This is a genomic window from Bradyrhizobium sp. USDA 4510, assembly GCF_054059095.1.
Genome location: NZ_JBSSBT010000001.1, coordinates 3,993,270 through 4,009,526 on the forward strand (window position 1 = coordinate 3,993,270; position 16,257 = coordinate 4,009,526).

The 16,257-nt window shown below is 64.4% G+C and carries 17 protein-coding genes, 2 tRNA genes and 1 pseudogene; 12 read left to right on the top strand and 8 right to left on the bottom strand.

Going from position 1 to position 16,257, the window contains the following annotated elements; translation table 11 throughout:
• Positions 1-37 precede the first annotated feature (37 nt).
• A pseudogene (locus ACVMDN_RS18240) lies at positions 38-1,318 on the top strand (spinster family MFS transporter).
• Between the two features lie 40 nt (positions 1,319-1,358).
• Here the strand turns inward: ACVMDN_RS18240 and ACVMDN_RS18245 are convergent.
• A complete protein-coding gene (locus ACVMDN_RS18245; protein ID WP_283071425.1) occupies positions 1,359-2,372 on the bottom strand; it encodes a TRAP transporter substrate-binding protein in 1,014 nt (337 codons plus the stop codon).
• 199 nt (positions 2,373-2,571) lie between these two features.
• Here ACVMDN_RS18245 and ACVMDN_RS18250 point away from each other — a divergent pair, with 199 nt between their 5' ends.
• The 5 genes from ACVMDN_RS18250 (at position 2,572) to ACVMDN_RS18270 (ending at position 5,577) form a co-directional block, all read left to right on the top strand.
• Positions 2,572-2,775, top strand: coding sequence for a hypothetical protein (locus ACVMDN_RS18250; protein ID WP_057016463.1), 204 nt, complete (start codon positions 2,572-2,574; stop codon positions 2,773-2,775).
• A 191-nt stretch (positions 2,776-2,966) separates the two neighbouring features.
• Positions 2,967-3,611: a haloacid dehalogenase-like hydrolase gene (locus ACVMDN_RS18255; protein WP_456835079.1), complete on the top strand. Its 645-nt coding sequence runs from the start codon at positions 2,967-2,969 to the stop codon at positions 3,609-3,611.
• A 98-nt stretch (positions 3,612-3,709) separates the two neighbouring features.
• The gene (locus tag ACVMDN_RS18260) at positions 3,710-3,910 is read left to right on the top strand and encodes a hypothetical protein (RefSeq protein ID WP_028333962.1); all 201 of its coding nucleotides are present in this window, start codon (positions 3,710-3,712) and stop codon (positions 3,908-3,910) included.
• A gap of 14 nt (positions 3,911-3,924) precedes the next feature.
• Positions 3,925-4,116, top strand: a complete 192-nt coding sequence (locus ACVMDN_RS18265) for a hypothetical protein (RefSeq protein WP_076825345.1) — start codon at positions 3,925-3,927, stop codon at positions 4,114-4,116.
• A gap of 156 nt (positions 4,117-4,272) precedes the next feature.
• Positions 4,273-5,577 carry a hypothetical protein gene (locus ACVMDN_RS18270; protein ID WP_229191151.1) on the top strand — a complete coding sequence of 435 codons (1,305 nt, stop codon included), beginning with the start codon at positions 4,273-4,275 and terminating at the stop codon, positions 5,575-5,577.
• 116 nt (positions 5,578-5,693) lie between these two features.
• Here ACVMDN_RS18270 and ACVMDN_RS18275 read toward each other — a convergent pair.
• Positions 5,694-5,770 (bottom strand) — tRNA-Asp (locus tag ACVMDN_RS18275).
• A 308-nt stretch (positions 5,771-6,078) separates the two neighbouring features.
• Here ACVMDN_RS18275 and ACVMDN_RS18280 point away from each other — a divergent pair.
• Both ACVMDN_RS18280 and pepT read left to right on the top strand, forming a co-directional pair.
• The gene (locus tag ACVMDN_RS18280) at positions 6,079-6,402 is read left to right on the top strand and encodes an HU family DNA-binding protein (protein WP_259171327.1); all 324 of its coding nucleotides are present in this window, start codon (positions 6,079-6,081) and stop codon (positions 6,400-6,402) included.
• A gap of 172 nt (positions 6,403-6,574) precedes the next feature.
• Complete coding sequence (gene pepT, locus ACVMDN_RS18285) at positions 6,575-7,831, top strand: peptidase T (RefSeq protein WP_076825341.1); 1,257 nt, start codon at positions 6,575-6,577, stop codon at positions 7,829-7,831.
• A gap of 161 nt (positions 7,832-7,992) precedes the next feature.
• Here the strand turns inward: pepT and ACVMDN_RS18290 are convergent, their stop codons facing one another.
• From ACVMDN_RS18290 to ACVMDN_RS18300, 3 genes are all read right to left on the bottom strand, one after another.
• A complete protein-coding gene (locus ACVMDN_RS18290) occupies positions 7,993-8,844 on the bottom strand; it encodes a class I SAM-dependent methyltransferase (protein WP_076825339.1) in 852 nt (283 codons plus the stop codon).
• 91 nt (positions 8,845-8,935) lie between these two features.
• On the bottom strand, positions 8,936-9,241 hold the full coding sequence (locus ACVMDN_RS18295) for a YciI family protein (protein ID WP_310885913.1): 306 nt from the start codon (positions 9,239-9,241) through the stop codon (positions 8,936-8,938).
• A 23-nt stretch (positions 9,242-9,264) separates the two neighbouring features.
• On the bottom strand, positions 9,265-9,546 hold the full coding sequence (locus ACVMDN_RS18300) for a hypothetical protein (RefSeq protein ID WP_038385060.1): 282 nt from the start codon (positions 9,544-9,546) through the stop codon (positions 9,265-9,267).
• A 251-nt stretch (positions 9,547-9,797) separates the two neighbouring features.
• On the opposite strand from ACVMDN_RS18300, the gene ACVMDN_RS18305 reads away from it, so the two are divergent.
• On the top strand, positions 9,798-10,007 hold the full coding sequence (locus ACVMDN_RS18305; protein WP_310885912.1) for a PRC-barrel domain containing protein: 210 nt from the start codon (positions 9,798-9,800) through the stop codon (positions 10,005-10,007).
• 163 nt (positions 10,008-10,170) lie between these two features.
• Here ACVMDN_RS18305 and ACVMDN_RS18310 read toward each other — a convergent pair.
• Both ACVMDN_RS18310 and ACVMDN_RS18315 read right to left on the bottom strand, forming a co-directional pair.
• Positions 10,171-10,247: transfer RNA gene (locus ACVMDN_RS18310), tRNA-Val, on the bottom strand.
• Positions 10,248-10,310: 63 nt separating this feature from the next.
• Positions 10,311-10,721, bottom strand: coding sequence for a GFA family protein (locus ACVMDN_RS18315; RefSeq protein WP_076825336.1), 411 nt, complete (start codon positions 10,719-10,721; stop codon positions 10,311-10,313).
• Positions 10,722-10,919: 198 nt separating this feature from the next.
• On the opposite strand from ACVMDN_RS18315, the gene ACVMDN_RS18320 reads away from it, so the two are divergent.
• From ACVMDN_RS18320 to ACVMDN_RS18330, 3 genes are all read left to right on the top strand, one after another.
• Positions 10,920-11,588: a GntR family transcriptional regulator gene (locus tag ACVMDN_RS18320; protein ID WP_028340149.1), complete on the top strand. Its 669-nt coding sequence runs from the start codon at positions 10,920-10,922 to the stop codon at positions 11,586-11,588.
• Between the two features lies 1 nt (position 11,589).
• Positions 11,590-12,801, top strand: coding sequence for an MFS transporter (locus tag ACVMDN_RS18325; protein ID WP_310885910.1), 1,212 nt, complete (start codon positions 11,590-11,592; stop codon positions 12,799-12,801).
• 134 nt (positions 12,802-12,935) lie between these two features.
• The gene (locus ACVMDN_RS18330) at positions 12,936-13,595 is read left to right on the top strand and encodes a glutathione S-transferase family protein (protein WP_253608446.1); all 660 of its coding nucleotides are present in this window, start codon (positions 12,936-12,938) and stop codon (positions 13,593-13,595) included.
• A 65-nt stretch (positions 13,596-13,660) separates the two neighbouring features.
• Here the strand turns inward: ACVMDN_RS18330 and lon are convergent, their stop codons facing one another.
• Positions 13,661-16,090 (bottom strand): endopeptidase La, encoded by a 2,430-nt coding sequence (gene lon / locus ACVMDN_RS18335; protein WP_028333951.1) that lies wholly within the window; start codon positions 16,088-16,090, stop codon positions 13,661-13,663.
• Positions 16,091-16,257: the final 167 nt, after the last annotated feature.

Here is a 16,257-nt window from a genome sequence, read left to right on the forward strand (position 1 = left end):
CAAGCAACAACAACAAAGAAGATCGGGGGAGGAAGTGATGGTCGATGTCGCACCGCAGGCGGCCGCGCTAACGCAAGCTGCGGCCGCGCCCTCGGCGCGCCGCTACTACGTCCTCGCCTTGCTCACGATCATCTACGCCCTCAACTTCCTCGACCGCACCATCTTCAACGTGCTGATCGAACCGATCAAGAAGGAGTTCACGCTCAGCGACACCACGATGGGCCTGCTCGCCGGGTTCGGTTTCGTGCTGTTCTATTCGCTGCTCGGCATTCCGATCGCGCGGATGGCCGATCGCCTCAACCGCCGCAACATCGTCGCGTTCTGGAGCGCGATGACCTATCTCTGCGGCCTCGCCTCCAGCGTCACGACGCCGGCATTGGCCCGGGTCGGCGTCGGCATCGGGGAGTCGGCGGGCACGCCGGCCTCGCAATCGATGATCGCCGATCTCTTCGACAAGAACGAACGACCGCGCGCGCTCGGCATCTACGCGATCGGCACCTATCTCGGCGTCTTCCTCGGCTATTTCATCGGCGGCTATGTCAACCAGCACTATGGCTGACGGATGGCGTTCTTCACCGCCGGCCTGCCCGGCATCGCGCTCGCCGCCGTCTTGTGGCTGACGATCGCCGAGCCGAAGCGCGGCGCGATGGCCGAGACCTTCAAGGCCGAGCCGCTGGGGCCGACGCTGCGTTTCCTGGTATCGCAGCCGAGCTTCGTCATCGTGCTGATCGGCTCTTGTCTGACGACCTACACCAACTACGCCACCGCGGTGTGGATCCCGCCGTTCCTGGCCCGCATCCACCACCTCACCAGCGCCGAGATCGGCACCTATGCCGGCACCTTCAAGGGTCTCGCCGGCATGGCGGGCACGCTGGTCGGTGGCCTCGTGGTGGCTCAGATCGGCCGTCGCGACGACCGCTGGAAGCTGTGGGCGCCCGCGATCATGTCGGGCCTCGCCGGCCCGGTGTTCGCGCTGTGCATGCTAACGCAAAGCTTCATGCTGATGGTCGCGACCCTGGCGCTGACCTCGTTCATGGTCGGCTTCCATCTCGGCCCGATCTTCGCGATCGCGCAGACGGTGGCAAAACCCAGCATGCGCGCGCTGGCCTCGGCGATCGTACTGCTGACCGCGACCTGCTTCGGCCAGGGCGTCGGCCCCCTCGCCGTCGGCATGATCAACGATGCGCTGAAAGGCACCTACGGCGTCGATGCGGTTCGCTACTCGCTGCTGTCGGCCGCGCTCACGTCGACGCTCGGTGCCCTGCTCTTCGTCTGGGCGGCACGCGCGATCCGCGCCGACATCGCGCGCGCCAGCTAGCACCGTCTCAGCCGAGCCGGCGCGTGATGTCAGGCTGCGCTCACGTCAGCTTTCCCGTATATTTCTCCAACGCCGCCCAGGCGTCCGCGCCGTAGGTCTTCTGCCACTGCGTGTAGAAGCCGGCCTTCACCAACGCGGCCCTGAACTGCACCGGATCGGGCTTGTTGAACGTCATGCCCTTCTCGGTCAGCTCGGCCTGCAGCGAGCGATCCATCTCGACCAGATCGGTGCGCTCCTTCACCGCCGCGGCGTCGAACGCGGCATTGATAAGCTCGAGCAGATCGGGCGGCAGGCCGGCCATCGCGCGGCGGTTGCCGAGAATCCAGTAACCGCTCCAGCAATGGTTCGAGAGCGCGCAGAATTTCTGCACCTCGTAGAGTTTTCCGGTCGAGACCTGCGCCAGCGGATTCTCCTGCCCCTCGACAATGTGGGTCTGCAGCGCCGAATAGAGTTCGCTGTAGGAGATGCTCGACGGCAGCGCGCCAAGCCCTGAGAACAGCGACGTCAGCAATGCCGTCACCGGCACGCGGATCTTGAAACCCTTGAGATCGTCGACGCTGTTGAGCTGCCGGCTCGATGACGAGGTGATCTGACGGAAGCCGTTGTCCCAGACCTTCTTCAGCGGCACGACGCCGGTCTTCGTGATCGCCTCGCGCACGAGGTCGCCGACGCCGCCGTCCATCGCCGCCCAGACCTGGTCGTAGGACTGAAAGGCGAAACCGATGCTGGGCAGCCCCGATAGCGGCACCAGCGTCGACAGCGTCATGCTGGGCGCGGCCAGCAGCTCGATCCCGCCGGCGCGGACCTGCGACAGCATCTCCGGATCGCCTCCGAGCTGGCTGTTGGCGAACACCGTGATGTTGACCCGGCCGGACGACTGCGCGCCGACCGCCTTGGCGGCCTCAGTCAGGCGGATTGTTAGCGGATGGGTTTCCGGAGTGTTGACGCCGAGCTTGAAGTCGAACTCGGCCGCCGCAACGGCGCGCTTACCAAACATCGTGGCGGCGAGTGCCGCGGAGCCGGTTCCAAGGACCCGGCGCCGGGTTAGTCTCATTGTTTTCATTATTGTTTTTCTCCCAAGCGCATTTCCGCGCCTGGGGCAGTTTTAGCCGGCCGGCAGTGTGACGCAAGGCACGGTGAAACCAATCCGCCCCTGGCACGAAACCATTTCCCGGAACTCACGAAACGATCCGGAAACAGATGGGCCTTACCAGTACCTGCCATAGACGGCGCACAGACGCCCGGAGGCGACCATGAACCACTCGATCCATTCAGCTGACCGCGCGACCCATCTCAAGATTGTGGTGGTTGCCCTTATTGCGGGGATCGGGATCGCGGCGCTCGGCATTTCGGCCCGGAACAACGCGGATTTCACCCAGACTGCCCAGTCCACGCAGGTCATCAAGGCTGGCAAGCCGGTGGCGATCACCTCGTCGGGCACCTCCACGGTCCGCTAAGACGCTTTCAAGCCTCGGCAGACACAACGGCCGCCCCTGGGCGGCCTTTCTTGTTGGTCCTGATCGTCTCAAGCTCGGACCAGGACGGTGTGGCCTTTGCGAGCAGGTTCGGCTACGGCGATTGTGGACCACCGAGACCGGAGTGCGCGCGATCGACGTGTGCAAGGTCGCAACCCGGCTGAGCGCCGCGAATGACTGAACCTCGCCTCGTCGGCGACAACATTGCGAAGCCGCAGCATGCTTCCCGCACCGACGGGTCGCCCCCTTTGCTCGGCCTCCCGGCATCGCTGCCGCTGGTGCTCGACCTCGACGGCACGCTGATCACGGGCGACCTGCTCTATCTGAGCTTCGTCTCGATCCTGCGCCGCAATCCGCTGATCGTCGTGTCATGCGCCGCCTGGCTGACGCGCGGCCGCGCGGCGCTGAAGCGCCGGCTCGCACAGCGCCAGCGCATCGACTGGAGCCGGATCGAACTGCACCAGGACGTCGTCGCATTGGCCGAGCGCGAGAACGCGGCCGGCCGCCGCATCGTGCTGGCAACCGCGGCCGACGCGCTGCTCGCTCAGAAGCTGGCGTCGCGTCTGCCTTGGATCGACCAGGTGCTTGCCTCCGACGGCGAACATAATCTCAAGGGCGCCAACAAGGCCGACCTGTTGCAAAGGACATTTCCCGGGGGCTTCATCTACGCCGGCGACAGCGCCTCCGACCTCGCGGTCTGGGCCCACGCCGCCGGCATCATCACCGTCAATGCCCGCGATGCCGTGCGCGCCGCCGCGGCCGGGCTCGGCAGGCCGACGCTGCATTTGCAGGGCCGCGCGGCCGCAGCGAAATCTTAACCGCGCCCTAACGCGGTTGTTCGATTGCAATCCGCTCCGCGACCCCAGTCTTAAAAGTTGTTCGGCTAAGGTCGGCGTCAACAAAGGCGCAGGCCACAATGAATTTGCAGCAGCAAGTAATTTCAACCGGCTTCAAGATCATCTGCACGGATTGCGGCAGCCTGGCGATCAAGGTCGCCGATCCGGCGCATGCATCCGGCGACACCATCATCGAATGCCGCCGCTGCAACGCGGTGCGCGGCACGGTGGCGGACCTGCACAATTTGGCGCGGCGCGGCCGCGACCTGTTCGAATTCTAACCGCGGCCCCGCCAATGCTGTCAGACCCGAAGGCGACCACGCAGAGCGACGTTCCCTTGGACACGGTCTGGTCGATCCTCGAGGCCGCCAACGAATTGGGCGACACCCACACGGTTGACGCCTGCCGCCGCATCATCGACGCCAATTTGCGCGGCGATGCACCGGGACAATCCGACCTCAACGCGGTCGCCGCATTCTTTGCCTGATCAAGGCAGGGCGTTGCCGTTGTGTGAATTCGTAGGGCATCGCGGAGACGAATGGCCAGGCAGAAACATAACAACACAGACCGAGATATTGCTTAACTTGCTTCGTCCAGGGCCGACCGGCTAGCTGCCTGGCAGCTTTCGGATGCGGACGGACCGATGACATTGACGCGCGGTGACCTGGTTGTCGGGGTCACGATCCCCGGGTTCTTCGTCCTCAGCGTCGCCTCGATGATCGCCTGTGGGCACGCATTCCCGGCGATGCATGTCTGGCGATCCGGCATCACCGCGCAGGCCGTCCTCGGCATCACCATCATGGTCGCGTTCGTCCCGGCGTTCGTCGCGGCACGATTCAGCTTCGGTTATCTGGTCGGCTTCTCGCTGCTGTCAGCCGTGTTCGGCTTCGTCTGGCTCAGCTTCTTCAGCGCCTTCGACTATCCGCACGCCATCGCCCGCTGGGCCATGATCGCCGCGCTGGCCGCCGCGATGATCCCTCTGATGTTGCAGAATATCCCGGTTTGGCGGCCCGATTTGTCCGAGGCGGCCGTCAAGCGCATCGCGATTCTGCTGCTGGCGTCGTGCTTCGCCGTGCTGGTGGCCGACATCTCCTACGGGGCCAATCTTGGCAATCCCTATGGCGCAGCCCGCACCGCCGTCGTGCGCCCGGCGCTGTTGAACTATCTCACCGGAATCATGACCGGCGCGGTCCTGCCCTATTTGTTCGCGCATTTCGCATCGCGCAGCCGATGGATGCCGGCAGCCGGGGTGCTGCTGCTTGCGCTTTGCTTCTATCCCGTCGTCAACAACAAGACCGTCCTGTTGCTGCCGATCTGGCTGCCGTTTCTGTTCTGGCTGTACGGCCGGTTCGACCCGCGGCTGGCCACGGTGCTCGCATTTCTGATCCCGATGATCGTCGGCCTTTCGGCTTTCGTCATTCTCGCCGTCGACAAGACCTACGTCGTGTTCAGCACCATCAATCTGCGATTCGTCGCGATCCCGTCACTCGCGCTCGATCAATACGCCGACTTCTTTGCGCACCGCGAACTCACCCGGTTCTGCCAGATCACCGTCCTGCGATACATGGCCGCCTGCCCGTACGGCGAGCTCGGCCCGACCCTCGGAGCGATTTATCAGGACGGCAATTTCAACGCGTCCTTCCTCGCCACCGAGGGCATCGCATCGGTCGGTCTTGCGCTCGCTCCGGTGTCGGCTTTCGTCTGCGGCCTGATCCTGTCGGTGGGATCGATGGTCTCAAAGCACCTGTCGCCGCGCTTCATCGCGGTTTCGTCCGGCATCGCAGTTCAGGCGATCATGAACGTGCCGCTCACGACAGGCCTGCTGTCGAACGGGATAGCACTGCTGTTCCTGCTGTGGTGGCTGACGCCCGAACAGCGCGTGGCATTATCGGTCAGGCTCGAGCAGGCCGCTCAACCCGTCAGCGTTGTCGGCCTCGCGGCGTCCTGAGCTGTCGCGGCAGTTCGCCAGGTGCAGTGAACAGGAGGGCAGGCAACTCGTTATGGCACCGGTCCAGAGGGACCAATGGTTTCGGGCCAAACACGCTGCTAAGTCATTGAAATAAATGGCGCGAGAGACGGGACTCGAACCCGCGGCCTCCGCCGTGACAGGGCGGCGCTCTAACCAACTGAGCTACTCCCGCGGATGCCGATCGTCGGATTGATCCGCGCAGGACCGAGGGCATAAAGGCCCGCATCCGGTTAGTCAAGGACGTTGCGGATCCCTGCACAGCATCGGCATTTTCGCGGCACGTACGCGGGTTGTCGCCTGCTTTCAGGGGAAACGGCGTAGTCAGCGAAGCCCCGAATCAAATAAGGCCTGATACGTCTGGGTTTCCTGTGGCCGGCCCGGCGCTGCCCGTTCCCGGAACCGGCGGTTTTCAGGACTTGTCCGGACGCATTTTCCCGACGCGAACGGCGCGCCATTCGCGTGAAAAGCAGCAATCCAGCCATTCAGCAACGAGGAGGGCCAGACATGGCGAAGAAAGCAGCGACACCGGCGACGATCACGCTGAAGCATTTGGCGGCGGCCATCGCCGAAGAGCAGGAGCTGTCCAAGAAGCAGGCCGAGGCGATCCTGACCGATATGGTCACCAGGATCACCAAGCACCTCAAGAAGGGCGAGCGCATCAGGATCGTCGGCCTCGGCATCCTCCAGGTCCGCAAGCGCGCCGCCCGCATGGGCCGCAACCCGGCGACCGGCGAACAGATCCACATCAAGGCCAGCAAGAAGGTCGCCTTCCGCGCCGCCAAGGAGCTGAAGGAAGCCGTCTAGCGCCTACTCTCTCCGTTAAGGCAAAGCGCCATTCCGGCTCGTGACGCGGCCCCGGGGTGGCGCTTTTCTGTTATAGGATTGTCCTTCGAAACTCGCCTTGACGCGGTTTGCTCGCGCGAACCAACTTCGCTAAAGCGCATTGTTCCTTTCTCCAGTTTTTTGCGCGGTTTTCATGCTGGCACCGGCTCTCGACTTCAAGCACACCGTCACCGAGCGCTTCCTGCGCTATGTCGTGATCGACACCCAGTCCGATCCGGATTCACCCACCACGCCTTCCACCGAGAAGCAGAAGAATCTCGGGCGCCTGCTGGTCGCCGAGCTGCAGGCGATGGGGATATCCGACGCGCATCTTGATCCGCACGGATACGTCTACGCGACAATCCCGGCCAACACCGACAAGACAGTGCCGGTGATCTGCTTCTGCTCGCACATGGACACCTCCCCCGATTGCACCGGCAAGAACGTCAGGCCGCAGGTCGTGAAGAACTACCGCGGCGGCGACATCGTGCTGCCCGCCGATGCCTCGCAGGTGATCCGCGCCGCCGAGCACCAAGCGCTGGCCGACCAGATCGGCAACGACATCATCACCACCGACGGCACCACCCTGCTCGGCGCCGACAACAAGGCGGGCCTTGCCGAGATCATGGATGCCGCGCATTTCCTGATCACCAATCCGCAGGTGAAGCACGGCACCATCAAGATCCTGTTCACGCCGGACGAGGAGATCGGCCGCGGCGTCGACAAGGTCGACATCAAGAAGCTTGGCGCCGATTTCGGCTACACCATGGATGGCGAGACCGCCGGCCATATCGAGGACGAGACCTTCTCGGCCGACGGCGCCAGCATCATCATCGAAGGCGTCGCGACCCATCCGGGATTCGCCAAGGGCAAGATGGAGCACGCGATCAAGATCGCCGCCGCGATCGTCGATCGCCTGCCGAAGGACACCTGCTCGCCCGAGACCACCGAGGGCAAGGAAGGCTTCCTGCATCCGGTCGCGATCTCCGGCGCGCTGGAGAACGCGCGGATCGACTTCATCGTGCGCGATTTCACCGAGGCCGGCCTGAAGCAGAAGGAAGCGCTGCTGGAGGACATCGTGAACGATGTCATGAAGGGCTATCCGCGCTCGACCTACCGCATGGAGGTCAAGCAGCAGTACCGCAACATGAAAGACGTGATCGATCGCCACCCCCAGATCGTGGCCTATGCGATCGAGGCGATCGAGCGCGCCGGCCTCACGCCGGTGAAGACCTCGATCCGCGGCGGCACTGACGGCTCGCGGCTGTCCTTCATGGGACTGCCCTGCCCGAACATCTTCGCCGGCGAGCACGCGTTCCATTCGCGGCTCGAATGGGTCAGCCGGCAGGACATGGAGAAAGCCGTGCAGACCATCGTGCACCTGGCGATGATCTGGGAAGAGCGGGCGTAGGAGTCGCGGCTCCTTTTTCTTCCGTCATTGCGAGGAGCTCGGCGACAAAATTGCGAAGCAATTTTGCGCTGAAGCGACGAAGCAATCCATGCTGGCACATATGCGGCGCGATGGATTGCTTGCTCGCGCGCACAATGACGGAGTGCTTGGTCCCGAGAGTTCTATGCCCGCGCGGTCACGATCCAGATCGCGCCGGGCAGCAGCACGGCATCGCCCTTCACGAAAGGCGCCAGCGCCTCGCGCATCGAGGCGATCGCAGCAGCGCGCACCTCATCCGCGTGCCCTTCCAGCGCGCGGCTGGCCGGCCCGATCTCGAGCGCGCCCTGGATCGCGGCATCGATGCCGCGCCCGGTCGCGACATCGAGTTCGACCCGGCACGGCTCCATGGCAATGCCGGAGAAGCCGGCTTCGCCCAGGATCCGCTTCACCCGGGCCTCGGAGGCGAACGCGAACGGGCCGGGGTCCTCGGGCCCTAGCGGCGGCAGTTTCGGCACGTGCTTGTAGACGGCAGCAAGCGGCGTCATGAAGAACGGATTTTCGCGCGGCTCCTGCCAGCAGGCGAAGGCGAGACGGCCGGTCGGCTTCATCGCCTTGCGCAGATTGGCGAACGACGTCACGGGATCGGCAAAGAACATCACGCCAAAGCGCGAGGCTAACAGATCGAAGCTCTCGCTGACAAACGGATAGATGGTCGCGTCGGCCAGCGCGAACTCGACCGGCAAACCCTGCGGCGCGCTCTGCCGCGCCCGCGTCAGCATCGGCTCCGAGACATCGACGCCGAGCACGTGACCTGTGGGCGCGACCTTGGCCGCCAGCGCGAAGCTCGAGGCGCCGCTGCCACAGCCGACATCGACGACGCGTTCGCCGGCTTTCGGCGCGGCACGATCGATCAGGAGGTCGAGCACCGGCTGCAGCACGATATCCTGCGCGGCCTGCCGTGTGGCCCAGCGCTGACCGCCCGGCCCGTTCCAATAAGCAATCTGGTCGGCGTTCTGCGGATGGCCAGCGTTCATGCGATCCAAACCTCGTTAGGAAGCTTCTGTCGTCTCATGCTTGGGCATGATCCTTTTCGGAATACCGCTTCGCACTTTTCCGGATCATGCCCTAGCAAGTCTCGCGCGTCGCGGCGCGCAGCATCGGCATCAGCTCATAAGTGAATCCGGCATCGGCCTTGGTGACGGGATCGTTGGCGACGATCTCCTGCGGATCGGCATCGTCAGGCAATTGCAGCACGCCGAGTCCCCAGACCCCGGCGGGATCGGCGACCGGTCCGAACACCAGCGCCTTGCCAGCCTGCAGCAGTTCGCCGCAATAGGCGACGTGCGCCTGCATGATGGAGGCTTCCTGCGGCGTCATATCCTGAGGAAAGGTCGGGCGCGGTCCGGTCAATTTGCAGACGTAGTATTTCATCGACCTGATCCGCGCTCGGAGCTCTATTTGGCGGCTGCGCTCGTGGGCTTGGCCGGTTTCGGCTTCGCGGCATTCGCCTTGGGCGCGCCCTGCCCGTCGCTGCGCGCGATGCCCCAGGGATCGGTCGGCTTCTGATCCGGCACACCACTGAGCGCACGCTGATAGGCGCGCTGCTGGCGCGCCTCGTTGGCCGCATCGGCCGGCGACTTCTCGACCTCTTCGCGATAGCGCTGAACGTGATCCGACTGTGCGAATGCGGGTCCGGCAATCATGGTGAGAAGAAAAATCGCGGCGAGTTTGCGCATGCATCAAGTTCCCGGTTAGGCGGACAGAATAGCATCGCTGCAGCGTCGGCATCAAATCTGAGCGCGTGACTTTCGGCACCTTTCGCACCATCGGGGATCGAATGACATTCGGCACGCCAGCGCGGAGCAAGCGCGGTCCCGGCCACCCCATGAGACTAACTACCCCACGGCCGGGATCGCGCCCTCTCCGCGCGTTCACCGAGAGCCGTGCAATGGCCTTACTCCGTAGGGCTCATCAACCAGAGGCCGCTTTGCAGCTCGTGAAACACCGCGCCACCGTCATCCTGCGCGAGCATGTGCAAGCGGAGGCCGAGCTGGTCGGACGAGCCGCGGTTCTCACCGATGGAACCGCAGGGACCGTCGAGGGCGTGTTTCTGGACGAATCTCACGGGTTGCGCATCTCGATCACGGGCCACATCGGGAAGTGGCCGATCGCGACCATTAGGATGCTTCAGCCATAGGGCTGGATCCAAAACGGGGAAGCACGCCCGCACATTCAGGCAGCCGGTCCGCCTGCGCTCTTCGAGCTTCGGTGCGACAGCCTTCGCCCTGCGAACCGAACAAGCGGATGAATTCGTGCTCAAAGGCTGGCTTGCCCAGCCGTAGCCCGTGAGGTGCGAAGGCTGGTAGGCGGCGAGAGATTCGAACTCCCGACCCTCTCGGTGTAAACGAGATGCTCTAACCAGCTGAGCTAGCCGCCCTTACCTGCGCGCCTCTTTAGCCTCGCCTGCCCCCGAGGCGCAAGGCCGCAACACCTCAATCCGTCAGCTCCAGTCCTTGGGGTGCGCTGGCAATTCCTTGAGATCATTGATCCATGGCGCAGCGGAGCGGCACCAGACCTGGCGTCGCGGGGTCAATTGGCCGCGCTGGCGAATGCTGCCCCAGCGGATGCCCCAGTCGTCGGGCCCGCCGTCCTCGCCGCTCGTAAACAGCGGCGAACCGCAATCGCCGCAAAAGTGCTGGAAGCGGATTCGGCCGTTATCGCCCCGCTTGCCGTAGACCTTCGGCGCACCTCCGGTCAGCCGCACCTGTTCGGCGTCGCAGATCACCGTGACGCGGTAGGGCGAGCCGGTCAGCGCCTGGCAGTCCGTGCAATGGCAGATCGAGACCCGTTCCGGGTCGATCTCGGCCTGATAGGTGATAGCCCCGCAATGGCATTGCCCGTCGATACGCATGTAGCGCTCTCCAATTCCGCCAAACAAAGCAACCGCCGTGGGCGCGGTTCCATCGTCCAGGGCCTGGCTCTCGGCCCACCTCCCTTAACGGAGCAACGTGGTATCCCATAGGCGCCTTGTTTGGGATACCAAATCGGGATACGAAAGCCGCCTGATGTAGATTCCGCGCCCGCCAACGAGCGGCCAAAGGACGGCGCCATGTCGCAGATGCTTCAGATTCATGACCAGCTCCGGGAGATGATCCTGTCGCTCGACCTGGGGCCCGGCGAGCGACTGACCGAGCGCTGGCTGGAGAGCCGGTTTGAGGGGTCGCGCACGCCGATCCGTGCCGCGCTGGTCCGGCTCGAAGGCGAAGAGCTGGTGCGCCGCGACGGCCGCAACTGGATCGTCGCACCGATCGACCTCGGTGAGCTGGAGGCGCTGGCCGAGTTCCGGATTCCGCTGGAGACGACGGCGGTGCGCCTCGCCTGCGCGCGGGCGAGCGCAGCCGATATCGCCGGCGTCGAGGAGATGCTGGATGCCTGCCAGTCCGGCGCACCGCGCGAGGAATGGCATCGGGTCGGCACCGATTTCCATGTCGAGATCGCGCGGCTCTCCGGCAATCCCTTCATCGTCAAGGCGATCGCCGGCGCCATGACGAGGCTGTCGCGGGCGCGCTGGCTGGAAGTGTGGACCGAGCCCTCGCGTGAGCAGGCCTGGCGCGAGCACCGGCGCATCCTCGGCTTCATCAAGGCCAACGATCCGGAGGCCGCCGCGCGCGAGGCCGCCGACCACATCACCGATACCCGTGATCGCCTGCTGCGTTCGCTGAACGAGGATCGCCGCGGCCTGCGAGCGCGCGGCTTCGCCGTGATCGGGCTGCGCTGACATGAACATCGAAGTCGATCGCGAAGCCCTGCTCGACGCGGGCCCCTGGAAACGCAATTTGATCGTCTGCGTGTTCGGCTCCTTCACGACAATCGTGGGGATGACACTGCTGCTGCCGTTCCTGCCGCTCTATGTCGAGCAGCTCGGAGTGACCGATCATGCCGCGATCGTGCAATGGTCGGGCGTCGCCTATGGCGCAACCTTCTTCAGCGCGGCGCTGACGGCGCCGCTGTGGGGACGGCTCGCCGATCGCTACGGCCGCAAGCTGATGCTGATCCGCGCCAGCCTCGGCATGGCGATCGCGATGTCGCTGATCGGCATGGCGCACAACGTCTATGAGCTGGTCGGCCTGCGGCTGCTGACCGGCCTGCTCGGCGGCTACGCGTCGGGTTCGACCGTGCTGGTCGCGGCGCAGACGCCGAAAGCGCGGTCCGGCTGGGCGATCGGCGTGCTGTCGGCCGGCATCATGGCCGGCAGCCTGGTCGGTCCCTTGATCGGCGGCGTGCTGCCGGGCCTGATCGGCATCCGCGCGACATTCTTCCTGATCGGCGGCGTCATCTTCTTCACCTTCCTCGGCACGACGTTCCTGATCCGCGAGGAAGCACGCCCGAAGACCGCGAAAGGCGGCAAGGCGCGTGGCGGCTGGTCGCTGGTCCCGGACAAGCGCCCTGTCGTCGCGATGTGGGGAACCGGCCTGCTGCTGATGGTCGCCAACATGTCGATCGAGCCGATCATCACGGTCTATGTCGCGCAATTGGTCGAAGCACCGCAGGTGACGTTCGTCGCCGGCCTCGTGATGTCGGCGGCGGCGTTCGGCAGCCTGCTGTCGTCCTCGCATCTCGGCAAGCTGGCCGATCGGGTCGGCCACTGGCGGATCATCACCATCTGCCTTGCTGTCTCCGCGCTGCTGTTGATCCCGCAGGCCTTCGTGGTCAGCGGCTGGCAGTTGATCCTGCTGCGCTTCCTGATGGGGCTCGCGCTCGGCGGCCTCCTGCCCTGCATCGCGAGCGTGATCCGGCACAACGTGCCCGATGCGGTCACCGGCAGCATGCTCGGCTATTCGATCTCGGCGCAATATGCCGGCCAGGTTATCGGCCCGCTCGGCGGCGGCTTCATCGGCGGCCATATCGGCATGCCCGGAGTGTTCCTCGGCACCAGCGTGCTGATGGCACTCGGCGCGATCGGCAATTTCGTCGTCGAGAGGAAAGACTAGTTCCGGCGCCCGGCGTACCCACGTCGGCAACTCGATCGTTCCGTACCGCAACGACGAAAAAGCCCGTCGGGATGTCGGAACGCGCGCCATTCGTTCGTCCTTTTGCCTGTGAAGCCAGCAAATGGAGATACCCAATGGCCGACCTGACCCTGACCACCTTCGATTGGGTTCCGGAGATGCCGCGGGGATTTGTGCGCGACCTCCGGGTGCGCTGGGCACTGGAAGAGGCGCGCTTGCCGTATCGCGTTGCGAGCGTGCCATTTCGCGATCGGAGCGCCGAGCACTTCGCGCACCAGCCGTTCGGCCAGGTGCCGTGGCTGACCGACGGCGACATCTCGATCTTCGAGAGCGGCGCGATCCTGCTGCATCTCGGCGAGCGCAGCGACGCGCTGCTGCCGACCGATCCGCACCAACGCAACGAGGCTTTGAAATGGCTGTTCGCAGCGCTCAACTCGGTCGAGATGGCGAGCCTGCCCTGGTCGCTCCTGGTATTCTCGGGCGAGAGCGGTGGCACGTCGGCATGGACACGCTTCGACGGCTTCCTGCAATCCCGGCTCAGGCACATGGAGCCGGTGCTCGCGGGCCGCAAATGGCTGGCCGGGCCATTCTCCGTCGCCGACGTTCTCATGGCGGATGTGCTGCGCCTGGTCGACCGCTTCGACGGACTGGCGGAATATCCCGCGTGTCGCGACTACGTCGCGCGCGCCACGGCCCGGCCGGCTTTCGCAAAAGCGCATGCCGATCAGATGGCGCACTTTGCCGCCGCGGACAGAGCCGCAGCCTTCCCGACCTGATCGCGAACAGCGAAAACAAAAACGGCGCCCGAAGGCGCCGTTTTCTTATGTCGATCTGAGCTCGCTCAGTGCGCCGTCAGGCCGCCGGACGCTTCATCGGAAGCATCGGGCTTGACGTCGACCTTGCTGGTCTCCTCTTCCCAGACGATCGGCGCGGGCACGCGGACCAGCGCCTTGGCGACGACCTCATCCAGCCGCGAGACCGGAATGATGTCCATGCCGCCCTTGATCGCATCGGAAATCTCCGTGAGATCCTTGGCGTTGTCCTCCGGGATCAGCACCGTCTTGATGCCGCCGCGGGCGGCGGCCAGGAGCTTCTCCTTCAGACCGCCGATCGGCAGCACGCGACCACGCAGCGTGATCTCGCCGGTCATCGCGACATCGTGGCGGACCGGAATGCCGGTCATGACCGAGATGATCGCGGTGGCCATCGCAACGCCGGCAGACGGACCGTCCTTCGGCGTCGCGCCCTCCGGCACGTGAACGTGGATGTCGCGGCGGTCGAACATCGGCGGTTCGATGCCGTAGACGATCGCACGCGAGCGGACGTAGGACGCCGCCGCCGAGATCGACTCCTTCATCACATCGCGCAGATTGCCCGTGACGGTCATCTTGCCCTTGCCGGGCATCATGACGCCTTCAATGGTGAGCAACTCGCCGCCGACATCGGTCCAGGCCAGACCGGTGACGATACCGACCTGATCCTCGTCGTCGATCTCGCCGAAGCGATACTTCGGAACGCCGAGGAACTCTTCGATGTTCGCCTCGGTGACCTTCACCGACTTCTTCTTGGAGATCATCAGCTCCTTCACCGCCTTGCGGGCGAGTGTGGAGAGCTCACGCTCCAGGTTACGCACGCCCGCTTCGCGGGTGTAGCGGCGGATCATCAAGAGCAAGGCCGCGTCGTCGATCGACCATTCCTTGGAGTCCAGACCGTGCTTGGAGAGCGCGCTCGGGATCAGATGCTTGCGCGCGATCTCGACCTTCTCGTTCTCCGTGTAGCCGGCGATCCGGATGATCTCCATGCGGTCCATCAGCGGGCCGGGAATATTCAGCGTATTCGCGGTCGTGATGAACATCACGTTGGACAGGTCGTAGTCGACCTCCAGGTAGTGGTCGTTGAAGGTCGAGTTCTGCTCGGGGTCCAAGACCTCAAGCAGCGCCGACGACGGATCGCCGCGGAAATCGGCGCCCATCTTGTCGATCTCGTCCAGCAGGAACAGCGGGTTCGAGGTCTTCGCCTTGCGCATCGACTGGATGATCTTGCCGGGCATGGAGCCGATATAGGTGCGGCGGTGACCGCGGATCTCGGCCTCGTCACGCACGCCGCCGAGCGACACGCGCACGAATTCGCGCCCCGTGGCCTTCGCGATCGACTTGCCGAGCGAGGTCTTGCCGACGCCGGGAGGCCCGACCAGGCACAGGATCGGTCCGGTCAGCTTGTTGGCGCGCGACTGCACCGCGAGATACTCGACGATACGGTCCTTGACCTTCTCGAGTCCGTAGTGATCGGAGTCCAGCACCGCCTGCGCGGCCTCGAGGTCCTTCTTGACCTTGGACTTCTTGCCCCACGGGATCGACAGCAGCCAATCCAGATAGTTGCGCACGACGGTCGCTTCCGCGGACATCGGCGACATCTGGCGCAGCTTCTTCAACTCGTGCTGGGCCTTCTCGCGCGCTTCCTTGGACAGCTTGGTCTTGGAGATCTTCTCCTCCAGATCGGCCAGCTCGTCGCGACCTTCGTCGTCGCCGAGCTCCTTCTGGATCGCCTTCATCTGCTCGTTCAGGTAATACTCGCGCTGGGTCTTCTCCATCTGGCGCTTGACGCGCGAGCGGATGCGCTTCTCGACCTGCAACACCGAGATCTCGCTCTCCATCAGGCCCAGCACCTTCTCCAGGCGCTGCGTGACGGACAACGTCTCCAGGATCGCTTGCCGATCGGCAATCTTGACCGCGAGATGCGAGGCAACGGTATCGCCGAGCTTGGCGAAATCGGTGATCGCCTGAACCACGCCGACGACTTCGGCGGAGATCTTCTTGTTCAGCTTCACATAGCTTTCGAAGTCGGACACGACCGACCGCGCCAGCGCCTCGGCTTCGACCGAGTTGGCGTCAGTGTCGGCGAGCGCGACCGCGGTCGCCTCATAATATTCGCTGCGGTCGGAATACTTCTCGACGCGCGCGCGCTCGAGGCCCTCGACCAGCACCTTGACGGTACCGTCGGGCAGTTTCAGGAGCTGCAGGACGCTGGCGAGCGTACCGGTCTCGTAAATTGAATCGGGTGCCGGATCGTCATCGGACGCGTTCTTCTGCGTCGCGAGCATGATCAGCGCGTCGTTCTTCATCACCTCTTCGAGCGCGCGGATCGATTTCTCGCGGCCGACGAAGAGCGGCACGATCATGTGCGGGAAGACGACGATGTCGCGGAGCGGCAGCACCGGATAGGAGTGGCTTTCGCCGTGGACGATCGTTGGCCGGGGTTTTGAGGTCGTCATGGCCTAATCCTTTTGTTGTGCCCCCTTGCACGCAGTCCGCCTGCTTGCGCAACCGCCACAAGGTGCCTTGGTGATGCGGAATGAGAATGCCGTCGGCAGCCGCTTATTCCGCATCGTGAAGCGACGAATCTCAACGGATGAGATCCCTCACCGATAGCATTAGGTGG

Coding starts and splice junctions, on each gene's coding strand:
- ACVMDN_RS18245 (WP_283071425.1), bottom strand. CDS start 2,372: ATGAGACTAACCCGGCGCCGGGTCCTTGGAACCGGCTCCGCGGCACTC.
- ACVMDN_RS18250 (WP_057016463.1), top strand. CDS start 2,572: ATGAACCACTCGATCCATTCAGCTGACCGCGCGACCCATCTCAAGATT.
- ACVMDN_RS18255 (WP_456835079.1), top strand. CDS start 2,967: ATGACTGAACCTCGCCTCGTCGGCGACAACATTGCGAAGCCGCAGCAT.
- ACVMDN_RS18260 (WP_028333962.1), top strand. CDS start 3,710: ATGAATTTGCAGCAGCAAGTAATTTCAACCGGCTTCAAGATCATCTGC.
- ACVMDN_RS18265 (WP_076825345.1), top strand. CDS start 3,925: ATGCTGTCAGACCCGAAGGCGACCACGCAGAGCGACGTTCCCTTGGAC.
- ACVMDN_RS18270 (WP_229191151.1), top strand. CDS start 4,273: ATGACATTGACGCGCGGTGACCTGGTTGTCGGGGTCACGATCCCCGGG.
- pepT (WP_076825341.1), top strand. CDS start 6,575: ATGCTGGCACCGGCTCTCGACTTCAAGCACACCGTCACCGAGCGCTTC.
- ACVMDN_RS18290 (WP_076825339.1), bottom strand. CDS start 8,844: ATGAACGCTGGCCATCCGCAGAACGCCGACCAGATTGCTTATTGGAAC.
- ACVMDN_RS18295 (WP_310885913.1), bottom strand. CDS start 9,241: ATGAAATACTACGTCTGCAAATTGACCGGACCGCGCCCGACCTTTCCT.
- ACVMDN_RS18300 (WP_038385060.1), bottom strand. CDS start 9,546: ATGCGCAAACTCGCCGCGATTTTTCTTCTCACCATGATTGCCGGACCC.
- ACVMDN_RS18315 (WP_076825336.1), bottom strand. CDS start 10,721: ATGCGTATCGACGGGCAATGCCATTGCGGGGCTATCACCTATCAGGCC.
- ACVMDN_RS18320 (WP_028340149.1), top strand. CDS start 10,920: ATGTCGCAGATGCTTCAGATTCATGACCAGCTCCGGGAGATGATCCTG.
- ACVMDN_RS18325 (WP_310885910.1), top strand. CDS start 11,590: ATGAACATCGAAGTCGATCGCGAAGCCCTGCTCGACGCGGGCCCCTGG.
- ACVMDN_RS18330 (WP_253608446.1), top strand. CDS start 12,936: ATGGCCGACCTGACCCTGACCACCTTCGATTGGGTTCCGGAGATGCCG.
- lon (WP_028333951.1), bottom strand. CDS start 16,090: ATGACGACCTCAAAACCCCGGCCAACGATCGTCCACGGCGAAAGCCAC.